Origin of the sequence: Chloroflexus islandicus, from assembly GCF_001650695.1 — a bacterium.
Classification (GTDB): Bacteria; Chloroflexota; Chloroflexia; order Chloroflexales; family Chloroflexaceae; genus Chloroflexus; species Chloroflexus islandicus.
On record NZ_LWQS01000040.1, the window covers coordinates 64,871 to 88,298 of the forward strand.

The 23,428-nt window shown below is 60.0% G+C and carries 16 protein-coding genes; 4 read left to right on the plus strand and 12 right to left on the minus strand.

Annotation, left to right across the window (positions count from 1 at the left end; all coding sequences use genetic code 11):
• Positions 1-336: 336 nt before the first annotated feature.
• The 3 genes from A6A03_RS06285 to A6A03_RS06295 form a co-directional block, all read right to left on the minus strand.
• On the minus strand, positions 337-2,271 hold the full coding sequence (locus tag A6A03_RS06285; protein WP_066785038.1) for a S8 family peptidase: 1,935 nt from the start codon (positions 2,269-2,271) through the stop codon (positions 337-339).
• A 15-nt stretch (positions 2,272-2,286) separates the two neighbouring features.
• Positions 2,287-2,691 (minus strand): hypothetical protein, encoded by a 405-nt coding sequence (locus A6A03_RS20310; protein WP_156525281.1) that lies wholly within the window; start codon positions 2,689-2,691, stop codon positions 2,287-2,289.
• A 573-nt stretch (positions 2,692-3,264) separates the two neighbouring features.
• Positions 3,265-5,709 (minus strand): glycoside hydrolase family 31 protein, encoded by a 2,445-nt coding sequence (locus A6A03_RS06295; protein WP_066785045.1) that lies wholly within the window; start codon positions 5,707-5,709, stop codon positions 3,265-3,267.
• Between the two features lie 204 nt (positions 5,710-5,913).
• Between A6A03_RS06295 and A6A03_RS06300 the strand changes: the two genes are divergently transcribed.
• The 4 genes from A6A03_RS06300 (at position 5,914) to A6A03_RS06315 (ending at position 10,115) form a co-directional block, all read left to right on the plus strand.
• A complete protein-coding gene (locus A6A03_RS06300) occupies positions 5,914-6,354 on the plus strand; it encodes a nucleotidyltransferase substrate binding protein (RefSeq protein WP_066785048.1) in 441 nt (146 codons plus the stop codon).
• Positions 6,351-6,707: a nucleotidyltransferase family protein gene (locus A6A03_RS06305; RefSeq protein ID WP_156525282.1), complete on the plus strand. Its 357-nt coding sequence runs from the start codon at positions 6,351-6,353 to the stop codon at positions 6,705-6,707. Before A6A03_RS06300 ends, A6A03_RS06305 begins: the two co-directional genes overlap by 4 nt.
• Before the next feature lie 343 nt (positions 6,708-7,050).
• Positions 7,051-7,497, plus strand: a complete 447-nt coding sequence (locus A6A03_RS06310; protein WP_066785051.1) for a hypothetical protein — start codon at positions 7,051-7,053, stop codon at positions 7,495-7,497.
• A 1,124-nt stretch (positions 7,498-8,621) separates the two neighbouring features.
• Positions 8,622-10,115, plus strand: coding sequence for a cryptochrome/photolyase family protein (locus A6A03_RS06315; RefSeq protein ID WP_066785054.1), 1,494 nt, complete (start codon positions 8,622-8,624; stop codon positions 10,113-10,115).
• 261 nt (positions 10,116-10,376) lie between these two features.
• Here A6A03_RS06315 and A6A03_RS06320 read toward each other — a convergent pair whose 3' ends face one another.
• The 9 genes from A6A03_RS06320 to A6A03_RS06360 form a co-directional block, all read right to left on the minus strand.
• Positions 10,377-11,822, minus strand: coding sequence for a rhamnulokinase (locus tag A6A03_RS06320; RefSeq protein WP_066785057.1), 1,446 nt, complete (start codon positions 11,820-11,822; stop codon positions 10,377-10,379).
• Positions 11,823-11,841: 19 nt separating this feature from the next.
• Positions 11,842-14,034, minus strand: coding sequence for a bifunctional rhamnulose-1-phosphate aldolase/short-chain dehydrogenase (locus A6A03_RS06325; RefSeq protein WP_066785059.1), 2,193 nt, complete (start codon positions 14,032-14,034; stop codon positions 11,842-11,844).
• A gap of 53 nt (positions 14,035-14,087) precedes the next feature.
• Complete coding sequence (locus tag A6A03_RS06330) at positions 14,088-15,368, minus strand: L-rhamnose isomerase (RefSeq protein ID WP_066785062.1); 1,281 nt, start codon at positions 15,366-15,368, stop codon at positions 14,088-14,090.
• A gap of 78 nt (positions 15,369-15,446) precedes the next feature.
• Positions 15,447-15,770: an L-rhamnose mutarotase gene (locus A6A03_RS06335; protein ID WP_066785065.1), complete on the minus strand. Its 324-nt coding sequence runs from the start codon at positions 15,768-15,770 to the stop codon at positions 15,447-15,449.
• Positions 15,771-16,924: 1,154 nt separating this feature from the next.
• Positions 16,925-18,058 (minus strand): rhamnose ABC transporter substrate-binding protein, encoded by a 1,134-nt coding sequence (locus tag A6A03_RS06340; RefSeq protein ID WP_066785068.1) that lies wholly within the window; start codon positions 18,056-18,058, stop codon positions 16,925-16,927.
• Positions 18,059-18,115: 57 nt separating this feature from the next.
• The gene (locus A6A03_RS06345) at positions 18,116-19,129 is read right to left on the minus strand and encodes an ABC transporter permease (protein ID WP_066785071.1); all 1,014 of its coding nucleotides are present in this window, start codon (positions 19,127-19,129) and stop codon (positions 18,116-18,118) included.
• A complete protein-coding gene (locus A6A03_RS06350) occupies positions 19,119-20,150 on the minus strand; it encodes an ABC transporter permease (RefSeq protein WP_066785074.1) in 1,032 nt (343 codons plus the stop codon). Before A6A03_RS06350 ends, A6A03_RS06345 begins: the two co-directional genes overlap by 11 nt.
• 43 nt (positions 20,151-20,193) lie before the next feature.
• A complete protein-coding gene (locus A6A03_RS06355) occupies positions 20,194-21,693 on the minus strand; it encodes a sugar ABC transporter ATP-binding protein (protein ID WP_066785077.1) in 1,500 nt (499 codons plus the stop codon).
• Positions 21,694-21,703: 10 nt separating this feature from the next.
• Entirely contained in the window at positions 21,704-22,486 is a 783-nt protein-coding gene (locus A6A03_RS06360; protein WP_066785080.1) for a DeoR/GlpR family DNA-binding transcription regulator, read from the minus strand.
• Positions 22,487-23,428 lie beyond the last annotated feature (942 nt).

The window sequence follows — 23,428 nt, forward strand, 5'->3', positions numbered from 1 at the left end:
ACAACTACAATACGCAGCGTCATACAATAGTGACCTCGTCGAGCCCATTATGAAACTCCTCTCCCTAACAACAGTTCAAGGGCGGACAGAATACTGGAACCCGGCCCTGAAAGGCCGGGCTAGGGTTACAAAGCCCGCTGCGCGGGTTGACGATCCCTCACCCCCGGCCCCTCTCCCACTATCGCGAAAGAGGGGAGTGCAGCGCCGGGTGTTGAGGTATTGCACAGCAATCAACGGTTGTACTCGACCAAATGTTCTGTCCGCCCCTCAACTGACAACAGAGAGGGTAGCAGAGCGCAACGACCTAGACCACTGGCATCACATTCCCTGCGACGATTACGGCGCAGCAATAACTGCACGCCAAAACTCATTGACATCCCTGCCAACGTAGGTTTCAGCTAAATCAACCATTAATGCCACTGCCTCCACATCGCGGCGCAACTCCTCACTGCCGTGAGCGCTCATAGCGGCAAGAATAGCGCGTGCCACTTGGACATGCTCTGCTTGAATAAGCGCCGACTCGTTCGATGGTGGCTCCACCAACTCGCGCACCAGCGGCAGCCAGAGATGTAACGCCAACCGGACTTGCGCGCGAAGTTGGGGGTCATTTGCCAGCAACATAGCGAGTTCTAGGCGATGGCGCTCATAGACCGCAATCCAATGCTGACCAGATAGAGTAGCTGCCAACTGCTCATCCCGGAAGCGGCGCAAGACCTGAAGATCGTGCCAGCCTGAAGCTGAACTGGAAAGGGCGACCTCGGCCCCACAACCCGGCGTACAGTTTGTTGGCTCGCCGCTACATGTGTCTAATGGCACAACCATCTGGCCGGGTGTGGCAAACAGGAGCGCTTTCTCGGCATTGAGCCGGCCAGCGGTGATACGTGTACGCACAATTGATGGCAGATAGAGCCGCATGACAAACCGATCCGCATCGAGCATCGCGTCCGGCGCTGGCACAGCTTCGGTCGTTTGCGTAGCGCCTTGTGGAGGGGGGAAATCGTCTGCCGATTGATACAAACGCCACCAAAGCTGCACATTATTCAACTGTGGATTAGCGGATTGGATCAGGCCGGCCACACCGGCGACAAAAGGCGCGGCAGCGGAGGTGCCATCAGCCGTCCGGTAGCTATTGTTGAGATTCAGACTGTAGATATCCTTGCCCGGCGCCACAATATCAAGATAGCTATCACGATTGGAGAAATTCGCTTCCCGATCGTACTTATCACTTGCGCCGACCGCCATTACTCGCGGTGAGGAAGCAGGGTAACTGGTACGCTGCTTGTCGGAGTCATTACCAGATGCAGCAATGAGCAGACTGCCACTCTCGAAAGCATAGTTAATAGCCCGTGCTAATGTCTGTGAACAACCACAGTTCGAGGGCATGCCAAGACTCATGCTAATGATTCTTGCACCTGATTGGGCCGCATACTGAATACCCTGTGCGACCCACTCTGCTGTGCCGCCTCCTTGGTTATCTAAAACTTTCACTGGTAGAATCTGGCAACCTCGGCAGACCCCGGCTATGCCCGCACCGTTGTGCGTATTCGCAGCCGCAATGCCAGCGACAAACGTACCGTGGCCGTGATCATCCATCGCATTGTGATCGTTATTAACAAAATCGCGATCAATATCGGTACGCACGCGCCCACCAGCTAAATCGGGATGGGTGTAATCGACGCCTGTATCGATAATCGCTATCAGCACTGTAGGCAATCCTTGGGTAATATCCCAAGCTTCAGGCGCATCGATATCAGCATCAGGTCGGCCACCAGTTTGTCCGGTATTATGCAACCCCCATTGCTGGCGAAAGTCAGAATCGTTAGGGATATCGGTGATCCGGTAGATTCGATTGGGTTCGGCATACTCGATAGCCGGATGGTTGCGGTAATCCGCCATCATCGAAAAGATATCAATACCCGGCGGCACGACCAACTTGAAAATGCCTTTGAGACCGTATTGCATTGCCGTTTCGTCAGTAGCCTTGATCTCGTTGAACAGCGGCACGATGGTTTGTACCGCATATTGGCGATTGAGCCAATCTAATGAGGTGATCCCAAACGAAGCAATTGCGGCTGAATCAGTGTTAGATGCATGCGCCGCCACTTGCGCTGCCGCATCCGGCTTCAAACCGATCAGAATCTCGTTCTGGACAAACGCACCTTCCAATACCGATGCGGGGGGCAAACTAGAGGTCTTGACGATGACTAGATGTGTTCCATTCAACAGCAGCGCAATGATCAGGCTAACAGCAAAAAAGATTGGGCGGCGCATACAATCTTCCTCCTGTCACTTCGTTTCAACAGGTTGATTCAGCTCAGCATAAGCCACATTCGGATCCGCGCCATATTCTTGGATCATGGCATTAAGATTTGTTCCCGCTGGCACTACCAATTTGTAGACACCGGCGAGACCATACCGTACAGCAATCGGATCGTCTAGAGACGCCTCCGGGAACACTGGGATCATACGCTGAACTCGCCACTTTTGATTGAGCTCATCCAATGAAGGTATGCCGGTATTTGCCGGATTAGGGTTCTTTGGCTGTTGGATGGATGGCGCCGCCTCAACTGTTAACCCGATCAAGATTTCACGCTCGCCAGCGGAAGGATTGGCACAGGCCGATATGCTTATTACTAATGTAATTGTTGCCATCCATTTTGCTATAGCCTTCATTTTTTGATCCACCATCATCCCTTCTTCCTGCGCGTCGAAAGAATCTGAATGAGCCGATGCAACCAACCTTATCAAGAGGATTTCTCTGCTACCAGTCTGATCAGCCGAAGATTATAGCAACCGTATATTTTGATCAGGATCATATTTTTACTTTTTATTAATCGATTTTCGTGACAATTCTGTCACTGGTTCGCTTTACGAAACAACAAACACAATCCCGCTTACCGGTAATTGCAGGCAAGAAATCCCCTCTCTATCAACCCTGATAGTATCTAGAGAGGTACCAGATCACGTATAAAGCTGTTTCAAACGCTATTGCACGAGATGAGCGAGCGACAAGGAGATGTTTTCGGCGTAGTTTTTACAGTGCTTTGCAGTGGTATAATCTTACGCGGTTTTTGTGAAGTATCGCTCAAAACCTATTATACTATGCAGTAGATACCGTGTAAAGGAGTCAAAAGTGCTTAATTTTTAGATATCAATGCATCACGCGACGATCACAGCCTGTCCTTCGACAATAGCGCAATGTTTCGCCAGAGTAGCAATCACCCGCAGGCTGCCCGCACTCGGGCAGGCAGCCTGCAGATTCATTTAGACCACACACATCGCCCCAAACCCCTGCCCGCGATTGGCGAACGTGACCCGGCCATTATTCACCGGGTAGGCCACGCCGTCGATCGTGACCGTTGCCGGCTGCGCGCCGTGGATCACCAGCGTGAATGTCTCGCGGGTAAAGGCGGCAAAGCCGTTGCCATCCACGGTAGCGTGCAGTGAGATCTGCGACCCGCGCCGCTCGACCCGGAAGGTGGTGCGGTAGTACGCGCCGTGCCGGACATCGAAGGTGAGGCCATCGTCTTCGTGCAGCTCTGAGGTGTAAACACCATCGCACTGCGGCACGAAGAGGTGCAGTTCGATGTTCGGCGGGTAGTATCCCATCGTCGAGGCCGGCGCTTCCGGCCAGAGCGGGATGACCGCGCCAGCGCGGGCAAACAACGGCATACGGTCGAGCGGCGCTGCGGTAACGACGAATTGCTCGCCGGCATGCCACATGTCGCTGTGCCAATCGTACCACTCCCCCACCGGCAGGTAGAGCTGGCGCGCAGTTGCCCCCGGCGCGTAAACCGGCGCGGCCAGCAGATCGCGCCCTACGAGGAATTGATCGTCGATATCGCGGGTGAGCCGGTCGGTCTGGTAGGCAAACACCAACGGCTGCTGCACCGGTTCGCCGGTTTCAACGGCGCGCATAAAGGCGGTGACGAGGTAGGGCATCAGCCGGTACCGCAACACAATCGCGTCGCGGGCAATCCGCTCGATCGCCGGGCCAAACGACCAAGCGTATTGGTCGATGTGGCCGTAGGCGCTGTGGTTGCGGCAGAAGGCGGTTAGCGCCGCGCACTGCATCCAACGGGCAAAGAGTTCGGGTTGGGTGTCGCCGGCAAAACCGCCAATGTCGGCGCCGACAAACGCCTGCCCCGATAGCCCCATCCCCATCGCCATCGGCATACTCAGCCAGAGATGATCCCAGCGCGCGCAGTTGTCACCCATCCAGTTGGCGGCATAGCGCTGAATACCGGCGAAGCCGGCCCGCGACAACACAAAGGTGCGCTGGTTGGGGAAGGCTTCCGCCAAACCTTCAACCGTCGCCATCGCCATCAACAGCGCGTACTGGTTGTGATAGCGCTCGTGCGGCTCGCGCCCGCCGTTGAAGCGCATCGCGTAGGGCGGAATATCGCCGGTGGCCGGTTCGTTCATATCGTTCCAGATGCCGGCAATGCCCAAGCGCGCATGCGCGGCGTTGAGCTTGCCCCACCATGCCCGCGTCTCCGGCTTGACGAAATCGGGGAAGGCGGTGCGGCCCGGCCACACTTGGCCGATGTAGAGATCACCGCTGGCCGTGCGGCAAAAGAGATCGTTGGCCCGCCCCGCTTCGTAGAGCGCAAACTGCGGATCGACCTTCACCCCCGGATCGACAATCGTGATTAGGCGCAACCCTTGCTCACCTAACTGCGCCGCCAGCGCCGCCGGATCAGGAAACAGCGAGCGATTCCACGTAAAGACGCGATAACCATCCATGTGCTCGATATCGAGCCAGAGGGTATCGCAGGGAATGCCGCGCTCGCGATGGCGCGCTGCCAAGGCAAGCACCTCCGTTTGGCTGTAGCGATGCCAGCGGCACTGGTGATAACCCAAGGCCCAGATCGGCGGCGGCGCCAGTCGCCCGGTCAACCACGTGAACCCTTCCAGTATCTCGGCCATCTGCGGCCCGGCGAAGACATATTCGGTATACTGGCCGCCCAACGCGCAGATGCCGTAAGTTTCGGCGGGGGAAAAATCAACGTGCAGGCGATAGCTGTTGTCGAGGAAGAAGCCAGCCGCGTTGCCCTGCTCGTCGAGATGGTAGAAGAAGGGGATCGAGACATAATACGGATCGAACTCGGTGCTGGTATTTTTGGTACGCGGATCAGCCGGATCGCGCCCGGCAGCGAATTCGGCCTCGCCTTGCGGACTGAGCACGTCGTTATTCCACAGAATAAAATCGCGCCCCTTGCGGTTCAGCCGGCCCGTCTTCTCACCCAACCCCAAAAAGGCATCTTCGCGCGCGCAGACGCGGTGAAACGCAAAGGCATCGTTCAGCGTCGCATACGCCCACGGCGCCCCATCATGACCGAGCGCAGTATCGAACACCAGACTGCCATCGCGGCGGCGAACCGTCAGCGTAAACGGATCGCGCCCAATCATCACTTCAAGGCGCGCATTGCGGAGCACAACGGCGGCATCGGTTTCCGTCACCGTAAAGGACGGCGACGGCGCCGCGTTCAGATCAGCGCAGACCGCGTAGGTCGGGTGTTCATCAAACCCGCCGCCGCGACTGATCTTAAACCGCACAATATCGTCACGGATAAACTCAACCCGCAACCACTCGTGGTCGAGCGCCGCGAGCACGCCGCGCTCAATCGGCTGCACCGCGCCAAGGCGCGACAGCGGCGTAAAATAGCGGGTGTCAGTCAACCCCACCCGCGCCGGGGCTTGCGTCATGGCAGACTCCTCACAGGTCACAACAACGGCATCAACATCTGATTGTAGCATAGCGGCGCAAGGCAAGTGTTGGGCACGCACTTGCCCTGCGCGGGGAGTATAATACTGGCAAGCAGTGCTGTGATTCCGCTACTGACACCGGCCAGCCGTCATAGGCACAATGACCGAGATCGACATACTGGCCTACCCAACCGAAGGCTTGCTATGGCCATCAACACCGAACATCTTGACAACACATTACGCGCTCTCGAATCGGCGCTGGCTCACTACCAGCAGGCAGTAACTGAAGAAGACGCGGTTGAGCAAGAGATCTTCCGGCTCGCCATCATTAAAGGCTTCGAGCTAGCGCAAGAGGTCTCGTTCAAGCTGATCAGGCGGCGACTGCGCGAATTCGGCCATAGCAGCCGCAAACTCGAAGCGACGCCGGTGAAAGAACTGTTGCGCTTTGCCGCCCAACACAGTCTGCTCTCAATCGCTGAAGTCGAGCGGTGGTTCGTCTATCGCGCCAACCGCAACAACACTGCTCACAACTACGGCGAAGACTTTGTCCAAGCAACACTTGCGATCTTGCCGGATTTCATTCGTGATGCGCGCGTGCTAGCCGAAAGGCTACGCACCGGTGCGGTGCTCGAAGAGGGAGAATGATGCTGGCGGAATACCATCTTGACTTGCCGGAGCGTTACCTGACTGAAGTACGCTCCATCCTCCAACGCCACGTACCCGATTACGAGGTATGGGCGTATGGCAGCCGGGTGACTGGCGGCGCGTATGCGGCCAGCGATCTCGATCTCGTGGTGCGTAACCCCCCCAACCTCTTGCAACCCTGCGAGCGAATCTTTGATCTGATCGAGGCGTTTATCGATAGCGATTTGCCCATCCGGGTGGATGTGATGGATTGGGCGCGCATTCCGGACTCATTCCGGCGCGAAATCGAGCGCGCATACGTCGTCGTGCAGGAGAGTTCGCAAATCAGTCTTAAGGCGGATACCCAACTGTAACCTTGCTTGCTATACTTTTCACAGGTCGAGCGATGGAGCAACAGACGTCGCTCGACATGTATCCTCCCAATCCTCACTGTTGCTCCCCATAATCCCCCTACGGCCACCAGCAAGTGGCCGTTGCCACATGTGTGACGGGTCGCGGCGGCAAGGCCCCGCGACCCTTACCGCATTTCTGGGGTTCCTATCGCGATGGCCCGGCGCTCTGACAACGATCCTGCGCCGGCAAAAGTTATCGATTGGTTTATGGAGTATATATAGTAACATCGACGCTGTACCCAGCGCAGTCGCAAATTGCGCTATACTAGAGACAGAGATGTCCAACAGGTATGAGGAGTCGGGCGTGTTAACCTCGGATGAGCTGACGCCAACCAGTAACGGCTGCACCCAACGCGAGCTAGAACACTTGCGCCGCGAATTAGCCGAGGCGCAAGCGTTGATCCGTTCGCTACGCCGCCAACTGGAGAAGACCATGGCCGCCGCGCAAGAAGCGCAGCGCGCCCATGCCAAAATGGTCGAAACGCTCACCGAAACGATGCGCGAAAATACCCTCCTCTGCCACGAGCGCGATATGTGGCGCGCCCGCGCCCAACGGCTCGAAGCCTCGCTCCACGAAGAACCGCGCCCCGGCGCGACGATTGATATTAGTTCGTTGGCCGGCCACATTAGCGAAGACGAAGCAAATGCCATCCGCAAAGCGATGGCCCGGCTCCATCACCCCGATGTCGGCGGCGACCCGGAACGGATGAAGGCGTGGAACGCCGCACTCGACCGTCTCTTCCGCCAGTAGCGCATATACTCTTACCGCGGAGGACGCGGAGGGTTATGATCCATCCTTTGCGATCCTTCGCGCTTTTGCGATGGCCCCCTCCCAGCCTCCTCCCGCTGGGGGTTCAAGGGCGGACAGAACATCTGTCCGGTACCCGGCCCTAAAGGGCCGGGCTAGGGTTACGAAGCTCGCTGCGCGGGCTGATGCCCTCACCCCCAGCCCCTCTCCCGCTAGGGGAGGGGTGATGAGGAGTGCAGCGCCGGGCGTTGAGGCATTGCATAGCGTTCAACGGGTGAACTCGATTAGGTGTTCTGTCCGTCCCGCAACCCTAAAGGGTCGGCCTACACCGTTACGAAGCCCGCTGCGCGGGCGGATGCCCCCACCCCTTGCCCCTCCCCCGCTGGGGGAGGGGTGAGAGGGAGTGCAGTGCCGGGCGTTAAGGCATTGCATAGCGATCAACGGGTGAACTCGATTGGGTGTTCTGTCCGTCCCTCACCCCTAAAGGGTCGGCCTACACTGTTACGAAGCCCGCTGCGCGGGCGGATGCCCTCACCCCCTTGCCCCCTCTCCCACCTTACGGCGGGAGAGGGGGATCCGCCGGATTGGCGGCAACGACATTGTGGTAGCTAAACGCAGCAGCTCCTCTCTCCCACTAGCGGCAGAGAGGAGCTGGAGGTGAGGGGACGCCAGCAAAGGACTGGCGGCTAGCAATGGTCTTGTTGCCTACGCACACCGTTCTCGCCCTGCGGTCATGATGCGTACACCCTGTCATTGCGAGGGCGCGCAGCGCCCGAAGCAATCTCCCGCTTCCGCGGGACGGATGCCTGCACGGACTGAATAGGCCCCCCTCTCCCGCGCTAGTGGGAGAGGGGCTGGGGGTGAGGGTACACGAACGCATCTCAACGCCATCAACCACCTCTGTGCGGATACATTCTGTCCGCTCTTAAACCCCGCTAAGGGAGGGCGAGGATGGAGGTAAAATACCATTAATGACGCCGAGATTTATGATCCTTCCCTTGCGATCCTTCGCGGCCTTTGCGTCTTTGCGTGTATCATCCTTTGCGTCGTTGCGGAGCCGGACAGCCGTCCGGCTCTACGGTGCCTTTGCCTGATCTGCACCTTGATGATACTCAACCGGATCGCTTATGACTGCGCTTGCTGAATCAGTCTGGATCCTTGGCGACCAACTCAGCCCGACCCATCCCGGCTTGGCCCCCAACCGTCGCGTGGTGCTGATCGAGTCGCTGGCCCGCCTCAACCAACGCCCGTACCACCGCCGCAAATTGGTGCTGATTATCAGCGCCATGCGCCACTATGCCGCCGAACTACGCGCCGCCGGCTACGAGGTCGATCTGCGCACAGCGCCGGATTTTCTCAGCGGTCTGCGCGACCACATCACCGCCTTCGGCATCCGCCATCTGATCTGCGTTGCCGCCGCCGAATACTCCACCCGCCAATTCCAACAGCGTCTGGCTGCCGAACTCGGTATTGCTGTCACCATCTTGCCCAACACCCTCTTTCTGGTCGAACGCTACCCGCCGGCCCGCCCGCCAGCGCTGATGGAGCCGTTTTATCGGGCGATGCGCCGGCAGACCGGTTTACTGATCGAACCAGACGGTGAACCAACCGGTGGGGTGTGGAATCTCGACCATGAAAACCGCCGGCGCTACGATGGCCGGCCAGTACCGCCGCCATTGCGCTTCCCGCCTGACGTGATCACTAGCCAGACGATCGCTGATCTTGCCGATGCCTGCCCCAACGCGATCGGCAGCGCCGATGGCTTCGACCTGCCGGTAACGCGCGCGCAAGCCTTAGCGGCGCTCGCTGACTTTATCACCCACCGCCTGCCCGACTTCGGCCCGTTTGAAGACGCCATGAGCGCCGAGCACGAGTTGCTCTTCCATTCCCGCCTCTCGCCATTGCTCAACATCGGCTTGCTCGACCCGCTGGAAACGGCGCAAGCTGCGGTGACCGCCTACCAACGCGGCCACGCGCCGCTCGCCTCGGTCGAAGGCTTTGTGCGCCAGATTATCGGCTGGCGCGAATACATTTACTACCGCTATTGGGAATTGATGCCCGGCCTATTACAGGCCAATGCATGGGGGGCGGAACGGCCATTGCCGGCATGGTACTGGACAGGCCAGACCCGCATGCGCTGTCTAAGCTGCGTCATCGAGCGCGTGCTGCGCACCGGCTACTGCCACCACATCGAACGGCTGATGGTGCTGTGCAACTTCGCGCTGCTGGCCGGCATCCGCCCGCAAGCGGTCAACGACTGGTTTCTCGAATGTTATGTCGATGCCTACGAGTGGGTGGTCACGCCCAACGTGATCGGGATGGGGCTGAACGCCGACGGCGGACGCACGGCGACCAAGCCGTACCTTGCCAGCGCCGCCTACATCGACAAGATGAGCGACTACTGCAAGGGGTGTTTTTACGATCGCAAAGCGCGGGTCGGGCCGCGCGCCTGCCCGTTCAACACGCTCTACTGGAATTTCCTCAGCAGCCATGAAACGCGCCTGCGCGCCAACCCGCGCCTCGGCCCGGCGGTGTTGGGCCTTAGCCGGCTCAGCGCCGCTGAACGGGAGGCCATTGTGGCGCAGGCGGCAGAGATCCTAGAACGGATAGGCGAGTTGTAGCCGGATGGTTCAGCGGCAACAACACGTATGGAGTGCGGCAGTCAAACTGCCGCAGTCCATATTTATTTAAGCACGCCAACCCGTGCCTCGGCCCAGCGGCGACAACACGTATGGATTGCGGCAGTTAAACTGCCGCAATCCATATTTATTTAAGCACGCTAACCCGCGCCTCGACCCGACGGCGACAATCTTTAGAGTGCGGCAGGTTGAATGCCGCAGTCCATAATAACCCCATTCTCTACCCGATGGCGCACCATTTAACTAGGCTAACAGATTTGCTCCCTGCGGTTCGTAACGTTGTTGCGTCACCGAAGCGGCAGCGATTTGGCGCGCGGTCGCCAGATCGGGCAGATAGCCCATCGCAATCGCCTGCACCAGAATATTGCCCAAAGCGGTGCCTTCGACAGGGCCGGCCACCACCGGACGCCGGCAGGCATCGGCGGTTAATTGGCAGAGCAGCGCGTTTTGGCTGCCACCGCCAACGATCCGCACGGTAGTGATAGTCTGGCCGGTTAGATCGGCCAGCGCATCAATCACTTGCTGGTAGCGCAAGGCAAGGCTATCAAGACAGCAACGGGCAATCTCGCCAACCGTTTCCGGGGCCGGTTGGCCGGTGCGCCGGCAGTAGTCACGAATGCGGGCCGGCATATCGCCGACGGCGAGAAATTCGGGTGCGTCGGGATCGATCAGCGCGCGGCGCGGCGGCGCAGCAGCGGCTTGCGCGACAATCTCATCCCACGTTAGGCGCAATCCCTCTTCGTGCCAGCGCCGTTGGCACTCTTGCAACAGCCACAACCCGCTTACGTTCTTGAGCAAGCGGATCGTGCCGTACACGCCGCCTTCGTTCGTCACATTCAATTGGCGGGCCGCATCATTGATCAGCGGTTCAGTCCGCTCGACGCCAACCAGACTCCACGTGCCGCTGCTGATGTAGGCGCTCTGCGCATCGAGATGCGGCACAGCGGCAACCGCGCTGGCCGTGTCGTGAGTACCTACTGCCACTACCGTCACACTTGCCGGCAACCCCAGATCGGCTTGGAGTTCGGGCCGCAGCGGGCCAAGGCGCGTGCCCGGCATCACCAGCGGCGGCAAGATGTGCGCTGGAATACCCAGCCGGGTGAGCAGATCGGTTGCCCACACCCGCTGCCGCGCATCGAGAAACATCGTCGTAGTCGCGTTGGTATATTCGGCCACCCGCTGCCCGGTCAGCCAATAGTGAAAGAGATCGGGAATGAGCAGCATCGTCGCCGCTTGCGCGAACCGTTCCCCCTGCCGTTCAGCATACAGTTGGTAGAGCGTATTGAACGGCAACCGCTGCAACCCGGTGCGCTCGTAGAGTTCTTCCGGCGGGATAAGTTGATCGACCTGCTCGGCGACGCCCTCGTTGCGTGGATCACGGTAAGCGTAGGGATCGCCAATCAGCGCACCGTGTGCATCGAGCAGGCCATAATCAACCGCCCACGTATCAATCCCGATGCTAGCTAGCAACGAGACATGCTCGTGTTGGGCATACTGGCGCAACCCGTGCTGCATCTCGCGCCAGAGCCGGTTGGCATCCCAAAACAGATGGCCATCGCGTTCGTCCATCCCATTCGGAAAGCGGTGGAGTTCGTCGAGCGCCATCCGGCTGCCGTCCCAGCGGCCCAAGATCACCCTCCCGCCGGAAGCGCCGATGTCAACCGCAATAAAGTGGGCTAATTCGGGCATAGTGCTTCCTTCATTGAGCTTACCGCAAGAAGGCCTCGTGCAAGCCGCCGTCAACCGTAATGATCTGGCCGGTCGTCTGGCTGAGGCGCTGGCTGAGCAGCAAGAAGAAGGCTTCAGCCTGATCTGCCGGCGTAATCGGGCGCTTGAGCAGCGACCGTTCGGCGTAGAAGCGGGCCAGTTTCTCGGTCAGCGCCTCAGTAGGTTCGTCAAGGGTGAAGGGAATGCCATACTTCGTTAGCGAGGCAATCACCCGATCCCGCGGGAACATGCCGCTGCCTTGCACAACCGTCGCCGGTGCGACGCCGTTGACCCGCACCAGCGGCGCGAGTTCGATGGCTAATTCGCGGATGAGGTGATTGGCGGCGGCTTTGCTGGTGTCGTAGGCCAGCGATCCCTTCTTGGCCACCACGGCATTAACTGAAGTGGTAAGCACTAGATTAGCCGGCAAACCTTGCTCGCGCCAGAGCTTGGCGGCTTCGTCGGCAACCAGATAGTGGCCGGTCACGTTAATCGCAAAGGTCAGCGCCCACTGCTCGTCACGGATGCGACCTTCAGCATCGGGGGAGACGAAGATGCCGGCAGTAACGGCCACCGCGTCGAGGCCACCGTAGGCCAGTGTCGCTTGCTGGAGCATCGCGCGCACACTTGCGCGGTCGGTGATGTCGGCCACCAAGCCAATGGCTGGGCCGCAGGCCGAAATATCGCTGCCGGCGACGCCGATCCCTAGGCCGTGCCGGTCAATGATTGCCTGCGCGGTCGCTTGCGCCGCGGCGCCGTCTTTGTCAACGCACACGATATGCGCCCCTTCGTTGGCCAAGCGCAGCGCCACCTCGCGCCCGATCCCGCTGCCGCCACCTACCACTGCGATCACCTGCCGGGCTAGCTCTTTTTCCGGCGGCATGCGCCGCAGCTTCGCCTCTTCGAGCTGCCAATACTCGATATCAAACGCCTCTTGCAGCGGCAGCGCCACATACTCATCAATCGCCTCGGCCCCGCGCATCACCTCGATTGCCGCAGTATAGAACTCGGCGGTCACTCGCGACTCGCTCTTGTCTTTGCCCCACGTAATCATGCCCAAACCGGGAATAAGAATCACGGTCGGGTTCGGATCGCGCATCGGCGGCGAATCGGGCCGGCGGTGGGTTTCGTAGTAGCGGGTGTAATCGGCGCGATAGCCCTCAAGGCCATCAGCTAGCTTGCGGCGCAGATCGGCCAGACTCTCGGCCTGCGGGTTCCAGTCAATATAGAGTGGTTTGATCTTGGTGCGCAGGAAGTGGTCGGGACAACTAGTGCCCAGCTCAGCCAAACGCGGCGCATCAACGCTATTGACAAAGCGCAGAGTGCGCTCATCGTCTTGAATGGTGGCGATAAACCGGCGCTGGCGGCTGATCTGGCCGCGCAACCACGGCAAGATGGCTGCCAGCGTCTCCCGCCGCTCAGCGAGCGGTAACGCAGCATACTTCGGCCCGCCGAAGGTCGCGTCACCGCGATCACGCTCTTCGATATAGCGCGCCGCCCGCTCGATCAGCTCGAGCGTGCGCTCGTAGCACTCTTGATCATCATCGGCCCAATTGATCAAGCCGTGCCCGCCCAAAATCACTCCCTTCGCCTGCGGATGCTCGCGGCAAATCCGTTCCAGCGTCATCCCCAAATCAAAACCGGGCCGCTGCCACGGCGTCCAAATCACCTCATCGCCGTAGATCTCGCGAGTCAGCCGCTCGCCGTTGCGCGAGGCAGCAATCGCGATCACCGCATTGGGATGCATGTGATCGACGTGGCGGTAGGGAATGAAGGCATGGAGCGGGGTATCGATCGACGACGCACGCGGGTTGAGATTGAAGGTGCAATGGGGGTAGAGATCAACCATCGCGTCTTCGATGGCCGTTTTCGGGCCACGGTTGGGATCGCGCAGATAGATCGCGCGCAATTCACGCAACTTGTTCAACTCGAGCGAGGCGAAATTGGCGCGCGTGCTGGTGCGCAGGTCGCCGCCCGACCCCTTCACCCACAACACCTCAACCGGCGCACCGGTCAGCGGATCGCGCTCGCTGATTTTAGCCGACGTATTGCCGCCGCCGGTGTTGGTGATACGCTGATCGCTGCCGAGCAGGTTCGAGCGATAGACCAGCCGGGCCACCGGATCGAGCGTCGCAGCATACGCTGCATCCCAGCCGTAAGAGACGTGGCGAAAACGAGTGGTATCTGTGTTCATCAGGAAACTCCCTGTTTCGGTAGACAAGCGTGCGAGCAGCATTGTTGCGAGGATCAGCGCGCAGCCAACACCTCCGCTTCGTAGCGCTTAATCTCGTTGAGGAAACTCGCCCCGACCGACACATCGTTGCGGTAGCAATAGACATCCCACACCGCCTGCCATGGCATCCCCTTCAGCTCTTCGAGCAGCGCAAGCCGGGCTGTCGTATCGCCGGCTAGTTCGAGTTCGCGCAACCGAGCGGTGGGTTCGAGCAGCGCCACCAGCAGAGCGCGCAACGCATTCCGCGCGCCAATCGTCCATGCCGCAACCCGGTTGATGCTAGCATCAAAGAAATCGAGACCAATGTGCGTGCGGGTGAGAAAACCGCCGCGCACCACCTCGTGCATGATTGCCTGCGTTTCGTCAGAGAGGGTCACAACGTGATCGCTATCCCAGCGCACCCCCCGGCTGACGTGCAGCAACAGTTCATCAACAAACAGCAACACCGATGAGATTTTATCCGAGATGGTCTCGGTGGGATGGAAATGGCCGCTATCGAGACAGAGCAACAGACCGGGATGGCTGACGGCGTAGCCGAGGTAGAACTCGTGTGAACCGACAACGTAGCTCTCGGAACCAATGCCGAAGAGCTTAGCTTCCACCGCGTCGCGATTGTGAGCCGGATCGAGCGGTTCGGCCAGAATCGCGTCGAGCGACTCGCGCAGGCGCTGGCGCGGCCCTAACCGGTCAACCGGCGTATCCTTCATACCATCAGGGATCCAGATGTTCGTGACGCAAGGCGTGCCGAGTTCACGGCCAAAATGGGCGCCGATTCGCCGGCATGCAATGCAATGGTCAATCCAGAAGCGGCGAATGGCGGGATCGGGATGGGCCAACGTCATACCATCGGCAGCCAGCGGGTGCGAAAAGCAGGTGGGGTTAAAGTCGATACCGTGACCGTTGGTCTTAGCCCAATCGAGCCACGTGGCAAAGTGTTCAGGGCGTAGCTCGTCACGGCTGACCTTCACGCCGCTGGTTTCGGCATAGATTGCGTGCAGATTCAAGCGATGGCGGCCCGGCAACAAACGGTACACCAGATCGAGATCGCTCCGCAGCTCATCGCCGTTGCGCGCCTTGCCCGGATAATTACCGGTCGCGGCGATCCCGCCTTCGAGCGGGCCGCCGGGATTCTCAAACCCGCCGACATCATCGCCTTGCCAACAATGCAGACTCAGGCTCACGGTCGCCAGCGTCGCCAGCGCCGCTTCTGTATCAACCCCAAGCGCCGCATAGCGATCGCGGGCCACCGCATAGGCCGCCTCGATCTGCGCTGAAGTTGGAGCAGGAAAGGTCATCGTCTTCTCCCGTCTGTTAGGTTAGCTGTACCGCAGAGCACGCAGAGGGCGCAGAGGCAAAACCGCTATGCCCCTTCCTCAATCGAGATGAAACACCTCTTCGAGCTGCACCATGCTCTGATCGGCATACGCGCCGCTCAGATTCTCGAAATAAGGAGCCATCATCGCCTGCCAGCGGGCATTCACCTCTTCAGTAGCCATACCGGCCAGCGCCTGCTCGAAGCTCTCTGGCACTTCGACATAGCCAAACAGTAGACCATCATCGCGCATAAAGAGGGTATAGTTATGCCAGCCGTGCCGGCGCAGCGCATCGAGCATCTCTGGCCAGACATTGGCGTGATGGGCTTTGTATTCGTCGATCAGTTCTGGTTTGACTTTAAGGGTAAAACCGACTCGTTTCATAAGAACCTCGCTGATTCTCATCTGGTGAGGATCGGGCTTCATTAACAACGCCTGCTACGCAGGCGCTCCACTGTCATTGCGAACCGCACCTAGCGGCAGCGCGGCGCGATGCCTAGGCGGTGCAGCACTCGCTCGTCTCTTGTCATTGCGAGGACGCGCCGCGCTGGCCATCATCCCCTTACCGCGTCTGTATGACTGGCGCGGCGCGTCCGCAGCAATCCCCCGCGAGTGCGGATGGCATCCACTGCCCGCCTTTCCTGCAACCGATCCCAGTAACCCACTCTTCCCGCTCCAGCAGGAGATTGCTTCGGGGGCTGCGCCCCCTCGCAATGACAGCGATCGAGCGGACGTCATCCACTGCCTGCCCGTTCTGCAACCGATCCCTGTAACCCACGCTTCCCGCTCCAGTAGGAGATTGCTGCGGGGGCTACGCACCTTCGCAATGACATGGTGGACGGTCGTTGCGCAGATGGGCTTGGAGATACTGCCTTCTCCCCAACCCTCCCCGCTGGGCTGCAAGGGCGGACAGAACCTCTGATCCGGTACCCGGCCCTGAAGGGCCGGGCTAGTGTTACGAAGCCCGCTTGCGCGGGCTGATGCCCCCACCCCTTGCCCCTCCCCCGCTGGGGGAGGGGTGATGGGGCGTAGAGCGCTGGACGTTGAGGCATCGCAGAGCGATCAACAGGTGCGCTCAACCACTATGGTTTGTCCGCCCCTCAACCCGCTGGGGTTCAGTCCGGTACCCGGCCCTGAAGGGCCGGGCTACATGTAGAAGCCCGCTGCGCGGGCTGATGCCCCCACCCCTTGCCCCTCCCCCGCTGGGGGAGGGGTGATGGGGCGTGGAGCACCGGACGTTGAGGCATCGCACAGCGCTCAGCAGGTGTGCTTAACCACATGGTTTGTCCGCCCCTCAACCCACTGGAGGAGTGAGGCGCATCCCCCCTCCCCGCTTGTCATTGCAAGGATGCGCCGCGTACAACACCCTCCTATCCCAGTAACTCACTCTTCCCGCTCCAGCAGGAGATTGCTTCGGGGGAAGGCACACTGCAACGCAGTGTACCTACACCCCCTCGCAATGACAGTGGGCAACCGGATGCCTTCCGTTCGCTGCCTTCCTGTAAACGGCCTGCGATGGTAAAGCCCTACATCTCGCCCTACTTGTTAACGTTCTCAGCGGTGTAGACGGTGAACGGCCCCATCAGCACGCGCAACCCGTTGGGCCGGGTGGGGTCTTTCTCAATGGTGTACGACCCCATCCGTCCAGCGTTAAACCGCTCGCCTTCGACGCCTTGCAGTTGGCCGGTGGCCAGACCGTAAGCGAGATAGTAGGTCAAGTAGCCAAGGTCTTTGAAGCTCCACAGCGCAAACTGCGGCGCGCACCCGCTCAGGGTGTAGCTAGCCATCTCGGACGGCAAGCCCAAGCCCGACACCTTCACCTTGTCGCACAACCCTTCGTCGGTCATCGCCTTGGCCGCCGCCGCAATCCCCACCGTCGTCGGCGCCATAATCAGCTTCAGGTTCGGGTACTTATCCACCAGCGCCAGCGCTTGGTTGTAGCTCTCTTCCGACTGGTCGTTGCCGTACACCGTATCCACCAGCTTCAGATTAGCGTACTTCGGCTCGGCCAGCACCTGCTTCATCGATGCGATCCACGCATTCTGGTTCGCCGCGTCGGGCGAGGCCGACAAGATCGCAAATTCACCACCTTGCGGGCCAAGGATCGACAGCGCCATATCCGCCATCACCCGGCCCGTCTCGTTGAAGTCAACCTGCGCCACGAACACGCTCTCGCCTTGCGCCGACGGGATGGGTGAATCCCACGTCACCACCTTCACCCCCGCCGCCTGCGCCGCTTGCGCCGCCGCCGCAATCTGGTCGCCGGCGTTGTTCGAGAGCATCACCGCCTTCACCCCCTGCGTCGCCGCGTTGGTCAGTGTCTCGATCTGCCCCGCCACCGAGTTCTCTGCCGTCGGGCCGGTGAAGATCAGGTTGCCTTTATTGCCCAGCTCGGCGTGAGCCTCCTTCGCGCCTTCGTAGGCCTGATCAAAGACGGCGATGCCGAGGAACTTGGGCAACAGGATCATGTTGATATCAAGACCGGGGGTCGCCGAGACCACACCACCGGTCGGAGCAGTGGTCGGCGCCGGAGCGCTGGTCGGCGCCGGAGCGCTCGTCGGCGCCGGGGCGCTGGTCGGCGCAGGTGTCTGCGATTGCGGCGTACAGGCCGCTAACAACAAGGCAATGATCAGCGTGACGGCAAAGAACAGATGTCGTTTGGTCGCCTGCATGGGCACACTCCTCTCACCACGAGTACAGCTTGAACACCACTGTTCGCAAACTATCAGCTACGATGAAACACTCGTCTCAACGCCGGTCTGCACCTCCTTTCGTTGCACGGCGCGCCGCTGCCAGCGTTCACGCGCCATCTGCGCGAGATTGGGCAACAACACCGACAAAATCAACAACATCCCAACCACGCCGGTCTGCACGTTGCCGGTTACATTGAGCAACGACATGCCGTTGCGCAGGTTGAGGATGACGAGAATAGACAGGCCCACGCCGGCCAGATTGCCAGTGCCGCCAAAGATGCTCACCCCGCCGAGCAACACCATCGTGATGATGTCGAGCTCGAAACCATCAGCGGTATTGCCGCGCACCGCACCAAGACGGGCGGCGAGCAAGACGCCAGCCAGCGCAGCGACCAAGCCGGAAGCGATAAACAGGCCGAGTTTGAGGCGGGGAACATCGATGCCGGAATAGCGAGCTACGGCGGCATTGTGGCCGATTACATAAACCAAGCGGCCTACGCCAGAGTATTGCAGCACGATCAACGCCAGCGTAAACAGCAGCGCAAAGAGGATCAGGCTAAAGGGAAACGGGCCAATCAATGGCTGCTGGCCGAGCGCGGTAAACCATGCCGGAAAACCGCCGATTGAGCGATCTTCGATCAAGATGCGGGCCACACCGCGGAAACCGATCATGCCGGCCAGCGTGACGGCCAACGACGGCAGACCAACATAGGCCACCCAAAAGCCGTTGAAGGCGCCACAGAGCACACCGGCCAGCAGCGCCACCACGATCGCCCACTCCATCGGGACGCCGCGATCAAACAGCACTGCCACGATACAGGCGGCCAAGCCCATGACCGACGCCACCGACAGATCGATCTCGCCGTTGATGATGATAAAGGTCATCACCAGTGCGACAATAATCTTCTCGATCGACAACTGAAAGAGATTGATCTGGTTATTTAAGCTCACATACGCCGGAGCGAGGTTGGCATTCACTGCTGCTACCAACACCAAAATCGCCAGCAGCAACCCTTCCCAGCTCAGCAGGCGGCGCAACTTAGCCTTCATTGCTCACCTCCGCGCGCAGTGCCGGTGCGGCCCAGATCCGGCGCAACCAGCCCAAGATGACCGAGTCGGAAGCCACTGCCAGCAGGATCAGCAAGCCAAGCAACGCATCGCGCCAAAACTCGCTGATACCGAGCCAGCGCAGCAACCCCTGCCCTAACAGATCGATCAGGAACGCGCCGAGCAACGCTCCCAGCACCGTGCCCGAACCGCCGAAGGTATTGACGCCGCCAACCACCACTGCCGCCACCGACTCAAGCTCGATCCCTTGCCCGGCCACCGCGGTGATGTTGCCGAAACGGGCAAGGAACAGAAAACCGGCCATACCAGCCAGCATCCCGCAAAGCACAAACGCCGCCAACACCGTGCGTTGCGCCGGCAAACCGGCAAACCGGGCCGCTTCGGGATTAGAGCCAATCGCATACAAGCGCCGGCCAAACACGGTATAGGCCAGCACAAACTGAAACACGACCACAGCGGCAATGGTGATCGCAAACAACGGACGCACCGCGAAATCACCGATCGTAAAGATCGTTTGCCGGCTCAGCTCAACCACCCATGACGGCAGCGAATCGACCGTAATCGTGCGCGCGTTGGCATAGTTGATCAGCAACATGCGGTAGATCGCCAGCGTACCGAGGGTGGTGATAATTGCCGGCACCCGGCCGTAGGCGACGATCAGGCCATTCACCAACCCCAACGCACCGCCGGTCAACACCGCCAAGACCACCGCCATCACCGGTGGCAGACCGGGATTGGCAGCCAGTTGCGATCCGACAAAATAGGCAGTAAAGCCAACGATCGACCCCACCGACAGATCGATATTGCGCGTCAAGACTACCAGCGTCTGACCAATCGCCACCATACCGACGATCGCAACGCTGGAGGTAATGCGATTGAAGGTGCGAGCCGACAGAAAGTTCTCGATCTGCCAACCAAAGATCAGCAGCGCAATCACAATCAGCCCGACCAAACTCAGCTCGCGGATCTGCTCTGGCCTCATCCGCTGTCGCCATGTGTGCATCACGTCGCTCCTATTGCGTTTCTGCTCATCACTTCGGCCGTTGCTACGCCGCATCGCGCTGGCCCATCGCCGCCGCCAACACCCGCTCTTGGGTCGCCTCGTGACGGGTAAAGACGGCCATCTGCCGGCCTTCACGCATTACCAACACCCGATCGCTCATCGCCAACACTTCGGGCAAATCGGAAGAGATGAGAATGATCGCGATCCCTTCAGCGGCCAAGTCATCGATCATCTGATGCACCTCAGCCTTCGCGCCGACATCGATCCCGCGCGTCGGCTCGTCGAGAATCAGCAGGCGCGGACGGGTATTCAGCCACTTGCTCAGCATCACCTTCTGCTGATTGCCGCCCGACAACTTGCCCACCTCCACCTCAACCGAGGGCGCACGGATCGCCAGCCGGCGGCGAAACTCCTCGGCAGTATCCGTTTCGGCTGGCCGGCGCAACAACCCCAGTGGATTGAGGTAGCGGCGCAAGGTGGGCAGCGTGATATTGGCCGCAATCGACATTGGCAGCGACAAACCTAGCCCGCGCCGATCCTCGCTCACGTAGGCAATGCCATGGCGCATCGCTTGGCGCGGGTTGGTGATCCGCACCGGCTGGCCAGCAATCGTGATCGTGCCCTGATCCGCCGGAGCGATGCCGAACAACGCTAAACCGACATCGGTACGGCGCGCGCCGACCAAGCCGGCAAAACCGAGCACCTCACCGGCGCGCACATCGAACGAAACGCCATGAAATGCGCCTTGACGGCCCAAATCACGCACCTGCACCAGCACCTCATCGCGCACGGTATGCCGGCGCGGGAAGAGCTGCTCGACGCTGCGCCCGGCCATATCGCGGATAGCCTGCTCGACGGTGACATCAGCTCGCGGCGCCGACGAAATCAACCGGCCATCGCGAAAGACCGTAATCCGGTCGGCGATGTCAAACACCTCTTCCAACCGGTGGGAAATAAAGAGAATGGCCACTCCCTGCGCGCGCAGCCGGCGCACAATCGCAAAGAGTTGCTCGACCTCGTGCGCCGACAACGCCGCTGTCGGTTCATCCATAATCAGCACGCGCACCTGCAACGACAGCGCTTTGGCAATCTCAACCGTTTGTTGGGCAGCCACACTCAAGCCACGCGCCGGTTGGCGCACATCGAGCCGCACGTCGAGCTGGGCCAAAATTGCTTCCGCCTCACGGTACATCTTGCCCCAATCGACCAACGGCCCGCGCCCGGCATGGGCAATAAAGATATTTTCAGCCACATTCAGATCGGGATACATCAGCGGCTCTTGATAAATCGCCGCAATCCCCAACCGCTGCGCCTCTAGCGTGCTGCCGATCCGCACCGGACGGCCATCGAGCAGAATCTGGCCGCTATCGGGCTGATGCACCCCGGTCATAATCTTGATCAGAGTTGATTTTCCGGCGCCATTCTCACCCAGCAGCGCATGCACCTCACCAGGGTAGAGACGCAGACTCACGCCGGCCAAGGCCTGCGTGCTGCCGAACCGCCGCGAAATATCGCGCATCTCCAACACAGGAGCACCTTGCATAGCTTCCTCGCTACACGATCGTGACCGGAAAGAATTCGGTAAAAGGGGAACTGCGTTCAGCAGCTTCCGGGCCAGCAGTGATCAGATGATGAATCCCCTCAACCGGGCAGAAGCTGGTCAGCGCGGTTTGGCCCAGTTTGCTGCTGTCGAGCACCGCAATCACCCGGTCAACGTGCCGCACCATCTCGGCCTTCAACAACCCTTCGGGAATCGAACTTTCGGTCAACCCTTTCGCCACCGTCAACCCGCGCGCCGAAAAGAATCCCTTATCGGCGTGCAGCCGCTGCAACATCTCTTCGGCCAGTGTGCCGGTCAACGAACCGGTATCGCCGCGCACTTGCCCGCCGATCACAATGGTCGTGATCGCCGGATAAGCTCCCAGCGCCAGCGCGAGATGCATTCCGTTGGTAATAATGGTCAGATTGCGCCGGTCGGCAATCTGGCGGGCAATGGCATAAGCCGTCGTACTGGCATCGAGCATCACCGTGTCACCATCAACGATCAGTTCGGCTGCTGCCCGCGCGATCCGCTCCTTTTCCGCCGACTGCACCTTGAGGCGCGACGCGAAACTGCCTTCCGGCCACAGCGGACGGTCGAGCACTGCGCCACCCCACACCCGTCGCAGCAAGCCTTCGCGTTCGAGCAGCGCAAAATCGCTGCGGATCGTCACTTCGGAAACACCCAACTGTTCGGCGCACCACTTCACCGTCACTTGGCCGTGACGTTGCAACAGCGCCATAATCTGGTCGCGCCGCACTTCCGGCGGGAGCGCATCGTTGTGCTGTTCTACCATGCACCTTGCCCTATTCTGACCGGCAAACCGCAGAATGCTGCGTCACACGAGGTTTACCCCGTCGCAATCGCTGTGATAACGAACAGACCAACCGCCTGCTTGGGCATTCATACTGTCCGGGAATTGTTTTCATAGTCTAGAGCAATTTTCAAAGTTTGTCAAGTACTTTCGAGAATTTACGAATTAAACAAAAAATTGAAAGGCGTAGCAGTCTACGCCTTTCTAAGCACCAAACCATTGTCACAACGGCAGAGAGATGTCAACCTGCCCGGTCTTTTTCGCTATGCTCTGGTACAGGTTGATTCTTACGCCGCAGCCATCCTCCGTCCCAGTCGTCATTGCGAGGATGCGCCGGCATTCATTCCCTCACTCGTCTGTATGACTGGCACGGCGCGTCCGAAGCCCTGCGCCCGCCCCAGTTGTCATTGCGAGGACGCGGCGCGCCGGCAGTCATTCCCTCACCTAGGCCGTATGACTGGCGCGGCGCGTCCGAAGCAATCCCCCGCAAGAGCGGATGCCATCCGCTGCCTGCCCGTCCTGCAACCGATCCCAGTAACTCACGCTTCCCGCTCCAGTAGGAGATTGCTTCGGGAGCTGCGCCCCCTCGCAATGACATGGTGGCCGGTCGTTGTGCAGATGGGCTTGGAGATACTGCCCCCACCCGCTGGATTGCAAGGGTAGACAGAACATCTCCGGTACCCGGCCCTTCAGGGCCGGGCTACATGTACGAAGCCCGCTTGCGCGGGCTGATCCCCCACCCCATCACCCCTCCCCCGCTGGGGGAGGGGTGATGGGGCGTGCAGCGCCGGACGTTGCGGCATTGCTCAACGATCAATAGGTGTGCTCAACCACACGTTTTGTCAGTCCCTCAACCCGCGGGGGTTCAGTCCGGTACCCGGCCCTTCAGGGCCGGGCTAGGGTTACGAAGCCCGCTGCGCGGGC